Consider the following 9,747-nt stretch of genomic DNA (forward strand, 5'->3'; position numbering starts at 1 on the left):
CTTTGATGGGACGAAATAAAGGAGTATAAAGAAAATGAGTTTTGATCAGGAAATCTATCGGATACAGAATGAGATACAGGAACGGGCATGTCGGCAGGAAACGCCTGTAGATGATAAAGTGCCATCTATCTATGATGAGGTGACAACTTTGGCAGGGGTTGACTATCACTTCGCAGAGAGGGCGTTCTTTGATGGCGCATTGAATCTTCGTATACCTGAGGAATTTATTTTATTGGGACAGGAAACCATGAAGCGATTCCTGCCCGCCAGCAGGGATGGGCAGCTGCTGCTTAGTGATGAGGAAGGCCTTTTTACCATCAGTCTACTGAAACAAAATCGTAAGCTGGAACCGAAAGGCCTGGCAGGAGAAAAGGATAAATACTGTCAGGTGCTGCCGAAACTAGCCGCAGGCGTGCATATCCATGCGGCAGAAATACTTGAGGGAAAAGAGCAATCGCTTGTTTGGCTGGAATATACGAATGAAACGGTAACAGAGCGCATGTATAACTGCCTGTTTTCCAGCGGCCTTGGCAGTGAGGCGGTTACAGGATCTATCAGCTTTACCTATGCCCGGCGGAATTTTCGGGAGATAGCGAAACAGATTGCCCTGTCATATAAGGATAATACAGCGAAGGGAGATTGATATTATGGGCACTAAGGAATACATGACCATGATGAGTGATTATACAAAGTGCCAATATGGAAGCATGAAGAATCAGATTAATATGATAAACGACCATGGTGTATTATCCAGAAAAACAGGAAAAGCCGTACTGAACGCCAATGATCATAAATGGCAGGATAATATTTTGGGATATGGCATGTGCAGTGCTTTTTGCGATGACAACAACAAATTGACTAAAATGATCAATAGCGCCCAGCAAAATGAGAATAGATTCGTAAGGCCGCGAGTAAAATGTGTTTGCCATGCGCAGACAGAAGAGGCTTGGCGTAATGTGTATAAGCATTTTGTCATTGAAGGGGCTCCAGTACTGACGAAAGATAGTTTTTTAGAGTGTAAATTTGGAGGTATAATTCGTTTTTGTGCCCCGCCTAAACCTGGAGATACAGATGCGCCACAGACTGTTGGGGAGCAAGTAACGAATAACATAATGGAAAAATTAGATTCTTTACAAAAGAAAAGAGAGGCTATAAAAATAGTATTACCAAGGAAAAAGTTCGTCAAATGATAGCAGAAGGAAAAATACCACAATTTGAGGATATGGAGCATGATTATTATTATGTATTATTGGGGCTTTCTTATGGGGAATTAGCAAGTATAGATCAAACTGATTGGATGATTATAGATAAAATGGGTAATGTATACTTTTATTCTGAATTAGGGGGAGGATTAGGTGTATCTACTCCTGTACAGGGTAGTGTAGGGTTTGGTGATTTTTATTCAGATGATAAAGAAAATAGTGGGGAATATAGAGATGCTATAAAAGGTGAATCTGCTGGATTTAATATAGATATGGGGGTACAATTTGGAGTGTCAAAGGGGGCTAATTCTCCTGTCGCGAGAGATGTTGGAATCACATCTGGAGTTGGTTGCTCAGTAAGTGAAAGAAATACTATATATTTGTTTAATGTATTTGATGATTAATATGTACCAATTATGAGGTGTGGTGTTATGAAAAAAATAACTATGGCGTTTATTTGCTTTTGTTCGACATTATCTCTATTGTATACAGCTATGAATTATAAAGTAAATGGAGATGCATTTCAAAAAGATCCTCAAATAATATTAGAGATATATGAAGATCTTCCTATTCCAGAATGTACCAAAGAAGTAAAAAAGAAAGATAAATCAAGACCGAGGTCGTCTGTGTTTTTGAAGGTTTATTATTATACAGAACTATCAAATGAACAGATTATGAATTTTTATGTAGAACAATTCACAAAACGGGGATGGAAACAAATAGAATATAAAGGAGGAATTGGAGTTTTATTTAAAAAAGATGATTGGAAAATCGCAGTTAACAAAGGCGAAGCAAATTATAGTTTAGAGATTTTTAAATTTTATGGAGTAGCTGACTGATGTTAACTATTTAGAACATAATGTGAAATTTAAGTGGAGAAGTTAATGAAATTTTTATATTTGTTGTATTTGGTTATTGCAAGATTGGTTATCGATATCATCAGCACGCCGGATGACTTACTCACATGGGTTACTTTGTTTTTTGCAAGTTGTGCAGTATGGTGGGTACGAAAAAAAGAATCTAAAAAAGATGATTGACAATATGACAGGAGGATAAATGGAACAGGTTACACTGGGACAGCTCAAGGTCGAAGGCTTAATGGGGCATGTGGAAGATATGTATAGAAAATATATTATGAGTAAGTAAATATCTCAAACTTCGCACACCTAAAACAAGCCCACAATTAGGAATAATACCATTTGTATGAAGTTTGTAAACCTGTCCGTAGCGAGGGTAGTATCATTGCGCCATGGTTTGATCAACCTGGCGGTGGAATACAATTTAAACTAGAAAAACCAATAAATGAATTGCTTAGTGAAGCGATAATAAGAGAAATTAAATAGGAAAATCCTTATTTTATTGTTTGCTGAAATGATTTTTTAAAATGTTAAGTTGAATGATTAAGGTAATGAAAATGAATCTAAAAGAATTGAAGAAAAAGCTTGATGAGCAAAATGTACCAACAGATATGTATAGTTTAAATGGATGGAATCCTAATGAAATGATGTGTATAGAGAGGAAAGAACAAAAATGGCAAGTATATTGTAGCGAGAGAGGGACGAAAACAGGGATGAAGATTTTTAAAAGAGAAGTTGATGCATGCCAGTATTTGTATAATATTGTGATGCTTTGTTATCGTGACCATCAAGAATATTTGCAAAAATAATATTTATACTGTATTAAAAATTACTGTACAAAAAAGGGATTTGAAATGCAGGTTTTGCTGCAGAGTGGAACGTCACATGTCAAATTGACGGAAAAACAGATTACTTTCGGTGGCGAAAGTGTGATTGTGGGAGAGTGAACAATATGAGTGATAATCAGCAGCGGATTCCGAAGTTTGAGACCTTGCATATCCTCAGGCAGAGCATGCTTTGTGATGTCCGGGACAGGGCTTTTGATACGTTGCCTTTATTATATCAGGATTACACTGATGCTGGGTAAAGAAAAATTCCAAAGCTTTGAAAATGACGGCTGTATGAATAGTTTCTTTGATGGGACGAAATAAAGGAGTATAAAGGAAATGAGTTTTGATCAGGAAATCTATCGGATACAGAATGAGATACAGGAACAGGCACGTCGACAGGAAACGCCTGTAGAAGATAATGTGCCCTCTATCTATGATGAAGTGACAACTTTGGCAAGGCTTGACTATCACTTTGCAGATAGAGCGTTCTTTGATGACGCATTGACTCTTCGTATTCCTGAGGAATTTATTTTATTGGGACAGGAAACCATGAAGCGATTCCTGCCTGCCAGCAGGGAAGGGCATCTGCTGCTTAGTGATGAGGAAGGTCTTTTTACCATCAGTCTGCTAAAGCAAAGTCGTACACTGGCACAGAAAGACCTGACGAAAGAAAAGGATAAATATTGGCAGGTATTGCCGAAACTGGCCGCAGGGGTGCATATTCATGCAGCGAAAATATCCAGAAAAACAGGAAAAGCCGTACTGAATGCCAATGATCATAAATGGCAGGATAATATTCTGGGATATGGTATGTGTAGCGCTTTTTGTGATCCGGATAATGAATTGGTAAAAAGGATAAATAGTGCACAGCAAAATAGCAACAGGTATGTCCGACCAAGCGTGAAATGTATGTGTCATGCAAGGACAGAAGATGCTTGGCAGAATGCGGATAAATGATTTGTTATAGAAGGGGCTCCTGTCCTAACAAAAGAAAGCTTTTTGATATGTCAGTTTGGTGGTGTAATCAATTTTTGTGAACCGCCAGATTCTGATATGTTAAAGAAAGAAATAACAGGAAATATTACAAAAGAAAAGTATTACAGTTAATAAATAAAGGGATATTACCTAATCCAAAAGATATGGATCAGGATTACTATTATTGTCCTGTTGATGGATTTGGCCTTATCGTGGACAAAATGGGGAATGTTTATAGATCCTCTGAGACTAGTTTGGATTTTGGAAAGTTTGCTTCAGAACAGATTAGTGCTGGTTATGGAAATTATAATGGAAAAAAAATAATGTTGATGATTATGTTAACTCTATAGCAAGCGAATCGGCTGACGTTAACATTGCAGCGGGAGGGCAAGTAGGAGTTTCATCTTGGAATAATGCACCAATATCTACTGAAGTGGGTGTAACTACAGGGGTAGGGGTGTCAGTAGGTTTTCGTGAAACAAAACGAATATTTAATATATATTCTTAACTAGAAGGTGGTCTGTTGATGAAGAGAATTTTGCATTATATTGTTATTATAGGGGTATTGTTATCATTGTATGATGCTACCATGAATTTTATGTATCATAGTGATGATTTTGAGAAGGATCCTAAAGAAATGTATGAGATTTATGAAGAGCTGCTGGTTCCAGAAAAAACTGACGAGTTAAGGAAAAAAGAAATAATAAGGAAAAGACATTTTGTTTCGTTGGATATAGATTATTGCACTGATTTGTCCAATACGCGAATAAGGGAGTTTTATATAGAAAGGTTGCCTCTGGCTGGATGGTATCAAGTAGATGATTTGGGAGGAGATGGGATTGCTTTTGCTAGAGGTGGATGGAAGATTTCAATTCATAATGAAAATAAAAAATACAATTTGTATATTTGTAAATCTTACAATAACTAGATTATACTCATGGACAGAATATAAGTTATGAAATCAATATACATTATATACATATTAATTATAAGAACCGTTATTGAGATAATGAGCACACCTGACGATTGGTGCTTATGGGGAGTTTTAAGCATATTTATCTTTATGTCTTACTTGCAAAAAAAATATGTCAAAGAAAAAGTGATTGTGATGCATTTTATGCAGATAGTGATTTATTGAAAATCTAATAGGAGGATAAATGGAACAGGTTACACTGGGAGAACTATGAGGCGATTACACATAATGTTAGAAATCCCTTTAAGGGCGTTTCGGATAAATATTCATCAGATGTTGTAGTTGATGGCCTAAAGGGTGATATTGTTTTAAGGTAGTGAGTTGATATGAAAAAACTAAATTTTGAAGAGTTGGTAGCTAAATCAAGAGTCAAAGGTAATTTGATTAAGTTATTAGAAGGGAGAGGTAAGTGGCGAATAGTTGTATCTGATATGTTTGGCGATGCACCGGGGATACCACAAGATTGGGACAGCATATTTGACAAGGGAATATATCCGATATATCAAAAGGGAGATACTAAAATTAAAGAGGATGTGGAGAAAGCTTTATGTCAAATGTGTGAAAAAGATAAGGATGATGAAATTTATCTAGTTGTATTGATTTGGTTTTATAATTTATATAAAAATAAAGCTAATAGGACAAATAAAGCACCTTTTAAATTAGATGAACAACTTTTGACCACAAAAGTAAAAGAGACAATTGTGGTTAAAAAAGAAAAATTATTAAATTGTCATAAATGGACATCTAAAAATGATAATTTATATATAAAAGTTTGTCAGTTAGGTGAGTTGTTTAAAAAAAATTATGGAATAGATTTTCTTCCAGATGGTTTTGAGGATGCAAAATGCTGATTGAGACACTAGATCAATATAAAGAAAAATGCTATCAAGATATAGAAGAAGATTTTTTAGCACAAAGCTTTGCCGAGTGGGACAAGAATTTTGCCGCAATCTGTGAATTTTGGCGGGCTGATTTACGGGAGGCGGTGAATGGGGCTGCTGCGGTTCAGCAGGAGACAGGGGAGATCTGTTCTTACCTTAGTATCTCCCTGCTGTTGTCTTCAGTTCATATGGGAACACCGCAACTACAGATTGATTTTTTCGATGAAAAATGGTTCTATGGCAGGCCGTTTTATCGTCATCGTGTTCCCGCAGATTTATTTTTCTCCCGTTGGCTGGCTTTTATACGACAGGCAGAGGATGAGCGGTATTATCAGCGGAGTGCTCTGCGCAGGACGATGATTCGGACTTTATATATGGGTACTTTGCAGCGGCTTGCGTTCAGCCTGGCCTGCAATTTGAAATATTGGCTGGCGGATTTTGATATGGACGAGATTTTGCAGGGGTTGGTCATCAAGGTGCCCTTCCATTTGACGATGGGAGAATATCTCGGGGCGCAGAAACCGGTGTTTCACATGTCAAATTGACGGAAAAGCAGATTACTTTTGGTGGCAAAAGTGTGATTGTGGGAGAGTGAATAGTATGAGTGATAATCAGCAAAGGATTCCCAAGTTTGAGGCACTGCATATGGATATCGTTTCTGCCAACGAATCGGCGTTTGTAAGCCAAAAACACCGAAAGTATGGCTCAAAACTGCCAATAAACACCTGATTGAGGGTGCACCAGCCTTGACCGAACAAAGTGAATTGATGTGCATGCATGGTGGTGTGATTACCTTCTGTAATCCGCCGGCTGATGTGCAGGCGAAAATGAAAGAGCAGGAAGCATATTCTGATGAAGGTATGGATGAAGATAGCCAATCATTAAAACAACCATCTAATAGTGTAAATGAAAATTCAATGAAAAAGGGCGCATTGAATGACAAACGCAGTGGCTCATCAAAAGATTATGATAAAGCAGCAAAGGAATTAGGGTATGAACGAATTGGTGAACGCTCGCATGGTCAGCCTATTTATAAAAAGGGACATAATTTTATAACACCAGATGTTAATAGGCATAATGGTGGATTTTGGAAAATGGCAAAATCCGTAGATGCTTTGAAAAATAGGACTTCACGAAAAGAAACATATGACAAGTATTTGAATAGGATAGGAGATTAGTGTGATTAGTATAAGAGTATCAAAGTATAATCCGATTTTTAGAGATAAAAATGGAGCTTATAAAAAAGTGAATGGATATCCTATTATGACATAGGTAAATGCTTTGAAGGAGAGGTATTTACTGAAGAGCAGTATCTAGCCGTGGAGAATGGGTATTTAAATGTGATAAAGAATTTATATGAAATATATCCTTCGTTAATCTTGCATATAGAGGGGCTGGAGCCGATCGACAAAAACATAGATAGATGGCAAGATGATGATGAAATTACCAGAGATAAGATAGAAGAATTAGTAAGAGCAATTCTCAGAGAAAAAGTATGGTGTAAGTTAATAAACGAAAATGTTGAGGTGCATTTTGGATATGATTACTATATGTATATTGTGTTTATAAAGGGATATTCTATCCGGTCAATCATAAAATATTTAAAAATAATACGACAGAATGGCTTGTTTATAGAAAAGAAGCCAGTAATATATTATGAATAATTCCTGCTGTCAATTAAGAAAGAAGGTATTCTATGGAGCAGACTCCGCTAGGGCTGGTTAGGCTTTCGGGTATTGCATATCGGAAGATTGAAGAACTGGAAATTATTGAGAAAGCAGGAAATCACGGGAAATGCTTACTGCTTGGAAAAACTGGCAAAAAAGAACAACTTAGAAAAGATTGGGCGCAGCATTATAATTTGGATGAGTGGCCTAAATATCGTGATGAAATGATTGGAAGAGAAGGAAGGTTAGGGTGGAATTATGATTTACATCATATTATTCCAAGAAGATATGGTGGGCCTAATGAATGGTGGAATATGATTCCAGCGGCAAATCCAGAAGCACACCAAAGAGGTATTCATCGTAGTGGAGGAATGTTTAGAAAATTGTTCCCAAAATTAAAAAGAAGGTAGATGTTAGATATGATTAATTTTTCTTGGTTAAAAAAATATTCGTGCATTGATGATGATTTTGCAAATAATATGCAAAAATATAAACATAAGTTTACACCGCTTAATTATGAAGAAATTGTAGCACAAGAAGAAAGGATGGGGAGACGATTTCCGGAAGAATTAAGAGAGTTTTATATACAGATCGGATATGGTGCTTTTGGTATAAATACACGTTTATGCTTAGATTTAGTTTTGCCGCCGGAGGATGTCGTCGATTCTATAATGGAGGAGGGGGTGTTTGAAGATAATGATATTATCGATGATATAGATTTAAAAAGCAAAATGATTTTTTTTGATGCAGGAGATAATACATACCTTTGCTTAGATTTGTCAAAAGAAGATTGTGAAGGAAGATGCCCTGTCGTATATGCTACTGTAAATAAATGTGTATGTTTAGCAAAAAGCTTAGAAGACTTTGCAAAAAAAATAGATGAAAAGTCTAGTTATTATACATATTTGTGGTGAAATTTTTATATTTGTAAATGAGGGGAGTATCGTTAATTGGATAACATAGAAGAACATAAAAAAGCTTTTGTTAGCATTAGAAGTGATTTATTAGCAGAATGGGAAGAGAATAACAATGAACAGTGGCCGAAATATGGTAAGGCAGTTATGACGATGCGGAGAAGAGTGGTAAGAGCTCCAGGAAATACATATAATGTACTAAAGATAATTCCGTTAGCAAGTGGCGGCCCTTTAACATGGTTCAATATACATCCTGCAAGTTGGCCTGAAGAGATTCAGACCATACATAGGCCGGACGGAGTTTGGCAAAAACTATTTGGTAAATTATTCAATAGATAAGAATGGTATGTAAGGAGTAAAATATGTACGAAAAATATAAGCAATTCCTTCACAATGAATCTGAAGCAGAAAATAATGCTATTTGGCATGATGAGCTGGTGTTTTTTCAGATAGATGGCGCAGAGAAAGAAGTGGCATATGTAGAAAATGAATTAGGGATACAATTACCACAGGACTTAAGACGATTTTACAATGAGATAGGATATGGCTTTGTATGTACAAACTACGATAATCTCTTTAATAGGTTGCTATCACCAATAGAAATCTATGACTTTTATAAAGGAATTAATGAGTATGAGAATGATGAAAGGAGGGGAGATTGTTCACTGGAGAGAAATGCTATTGCATTTTATGAGGTATCAGAAGATGTTTTCTTACCGTGAAAAGTGACGAACAGAATCAGGCGAATATATATTATTTTGATGAATTGGTCGCAGAATCTCTAATGGAATTTATAGATAAGATGCTGGAAAAACCAAACTACTATCTTGATTAACTTCTTTAGGGGCAGGTTATATGGCGGCGGATTGTCAAGCCAACATAGTACCGCTATAGCTAGGGGCTGCGGACAAAAAGTTGGACTTTGACGGAGGAGAATAAGATGTCATTTTCATCAGAGCAGAAACAAAGAGCCTTGCAGCTGTTTAATGAAACGAAATTAAATATCCTTCATCGTTGCTTTGAACTTGGAGAGAATGTACAATTAGTATCAGAAGAAACAGGGTATTCAAGGGCATCTATATACAAATGGCGATGACAATACATCAAGGAAGGACGATTGGCATTAATGAATCAGAAAGATATTCCCAGATGCAGCTTAAAAGAAGGTTCCCTAGAAGTACCACAAGAAGAGTTGGATGCATTGAAGCAAAAAATGCATGATATGCAACTGGAAATGGATATCTTAAAAGAAACTATTGCTGTATTAAAAAAAGACCCAGGCATCAATCTAGAACCGTTGAAAAATCGAGAAAAGGTAGTGATAATTGATGCCTTACAACAAAAATATTCACTACCAGTGCTTCTGCTAAAACTCGGCTTGTCTAAAAGCAGTTATTATTACCAAAAGAAGATACAGAAACGTATTGACAAATATGCCAGTTTAAAAG

18 protein-coding genes and 1 pseudogene are annotated in these 9,747 nt (G+C 36.4%); all 19 read left to right on the forward strand.

Annotated features, from left to right (window positions below):
* Nucleotides 1-34 precede the first annotated feature (34 nt).
* A complete protein-coding gene (locus BUB68_RS12515; protein WP_073091962.1) occupies nucleotides 35-643 on the forward strand; it encodes a hypothetical protein in 609 nt (202 codons plus the stop codon).
* Between the two features lie 4 nt (nucleotides 644-647).
* The gene (locus BUB68_RS12520) at nucleotides 648-1,190 is read left to right on the forward strand and encodes a PAAR-like protein (RefSeq protein ID WP_073091964.1); all 543 of its coding nucleotides are present in this window, start codon (nucleotides 648-650) and stop codon (nucleotides 1,188-1,190) included.
* Complete coding sequence (locus tag BUB68_RS12525) at nucleotides 1,187-1,606, forward strand: hypothetical protein (RefSeq protein WP_073091967.1); 420 nt, start codon at nucleotides 1,187-1,189, stop codon at nucleotides 1,604-1,606. The genes BUB68_RS12520 and BUB68_RS12525 overlap by 4 nt, the downstream gene beginning before the upstream one ends.
* A gap of 27 nt (nucleotides 1,607-1,633) precedes the next feature.
* A complete protein-coding gene (locus BUB68_RS12530) occupies nucleotides 1,634-2,041 on the forward strand; it encodes a hypothetical protein (protein ID WP_073091969.1) in 408 nt (135 codons plus the stop codon).
* Between the two features lie 360 nt (nucleotides 2,042-2,401).
* Nucleotides 2,402-2,545: a TNT domain-containing protein gene (locus BUB68_RS15860; protein ID WP_081342551.1), complete on the forward strand. Its 144-nt coding sequence runs from the start codon at nucleotides 2,402-2,404 to the stop codon at nucleotides 2,543-2,545.
* A gap of 53 nt (nucleotides 2,546-2,598) precedes the next feature.
* Entirely contained in the window at nucleotides 2,599-2,868 is a 270-nt protein-coding gene (locus BUB68_RS12540; protein WP_218587703.1) for a hypothetical protein, read from the forward strand.
* A 143-nt stretch (nucleotides 2,869-3,011) separates the two neighbouring features.
* A complete protein-coding gene (locus BUB68_RS15685; RefSeq protein ID WP_256625940.1) occupies nucleotides 3,012-3,146 on the forward strand; it encodes a hypothetical protein in 135 nt (44 codons plus the stop codon).
* Between the two features lie 79 nt (nucleotides 3,147-3,225).
* Complete coding sequence (locus BUB68_RS12545; protein ID WP_073091972.1) at nucleotides 3,226-3,846, forward strand: hypothetical protein; 621 nt, start codon at nucleotides 3,226-3,228, stop codon at nucleotides 3,844-3,846.
* A 544-nt stretch (nucleotides 3,847-4,390) separates the two neighbouring features.
* The gene (locus tag BUB68_RS12550) at nucleotides 4,391-4,792 is read left to right on the forward strand and encodes a hypothetical protein (RefSeq protein ID WP_081372004.1); all 402 of its coding nucleotides are present in this window, start codon (nucleotides 4,391-4,393) and stop codon (nucleotides 4,790-4,792) included.
* Nucleotides 4,793-5,163: 371 nt separating this feature from the next.
* A complete protein-coding gene (ifs, locus tag BUB68_RS12555) occupies nucleotides 5,164-5,688 on the forward strand; it encodes an NAD glycohydrolase toxin immunity factor (RefSeq protein ID WP_073091974.1) in 525 nt (174 codons plus the stop codon).
* Nucleotides 5,682-6,263, forward strand: a complete 582-nt coding sequence (locus BUB68_RS12560; RefSeq protein ID WP_073091977.1) for a hypothetical protein — start codon at nucleotides 5,682-5,684, stop codon at nucleotides 6,261-6,263. Before ifs ends, BUB68_RS12560 begins: the two co-directional genes overlap by 7 nt.
* 55 nt (nucleotides 6,264-6,318) lie before the next feature.
* The gene (locus tag BUB68_RS15690) at nucleotides 6,319-6,447 is read left to right on the forward strand and encodes a hypothetical protein (protein ID WP_256625941.1); all 129 of its coding nucleotides are present in this window, start codon (nucleotides 6,319-6,321) and stop codon (nucleotides 6,445-6,447) included.
* A 17-nt stretch (nucleotides 6,448-6,464) separates the two neighbouring features.
* A complete protein-coding gene (locus tag BUB68_RS15480) occupies nucleotides 6,465-6,896 on the forward strand; it encodes a toxin C-terminal domain-containing protein (RefSeq protein WP_073091979.1) in 432 nt (143 codons plus the stop codon).
* Nucleotides 6,897-7,037: 141 nt separating this feature from the next.
* Nucleotides 7,038-7,382 carry a hypothetical protein gene (locus BUB68_RS12570; RefSeq protein WP_073091982.1) on the forward strand — a complete coding sequence of 115 codons (345 nt, stop codon included), beginning with the start codon at nucleotides 7,038-7,040 and terminating at the stop codon, nucleotides 7,380-7,382.
* Nucleotides 7,383-7,414: 32 nt separating this feature from the next.
* Nucleotides 7,415-7,795, forward strand: coding sequence for an HNH endonuclease signature motif containing protein (locus BUB68_RS12575; RefSeq protein ID WP_073091986.1), 381 nt, complete (start codon nucleotides 7,415-7,417; stop codon nucleotides 7,793-7,795).
* Entirely contained in the window at nucleotides 7,796-8,299 is a 504-nt protein-coding gene (locus BUB68_RS12580) for an SMI1/KNR4 family protein (RefSeq protein ID WP_073091989.1), read from the forward strand.
* Between the two features lie 36 nt (nucleotides 8,300-8,335).
* Nucleotides 8,336-8,638: a hypothetical protein gene (locus BUB68_RS12585; protein WP_073091992.1), complete on the forward strand. Its 303-nt coding sequence runs from the start codon at nucleotides 8,336-8,338 to the stop codon at nucleotides 8,636-8,638.
* A gap of 23 nt (nucleotides 8,639-8,661) precedes the next feature.
* Entirely contained in the window at nucleotides 8,662-9,021 is a 360-nt protein-coding gene (locus tag BUB68_RS12590; protein ID WP_073091995.1) for an SMI1/KNR4 family protein, read from the forward strand.
* Nucleotides 9,022-9,425: 404 nt separating this feature from the next.
* A pseudogene (locus BUB68_RS12595) lies at nucleotides 9,426-9,747 on the forward strand (IS3 family transposase); the annotation flags it as partial.

This window comes from Pseudoselenomonas ruminantium (genome assembly GCF_900142515.1).
GTDB lineage: Bacteria > Bacillota > Negativicutes > Selenomonadales > Selenomonadaceae > Selenomonas_A > Selenomonas_A ruminantium_D.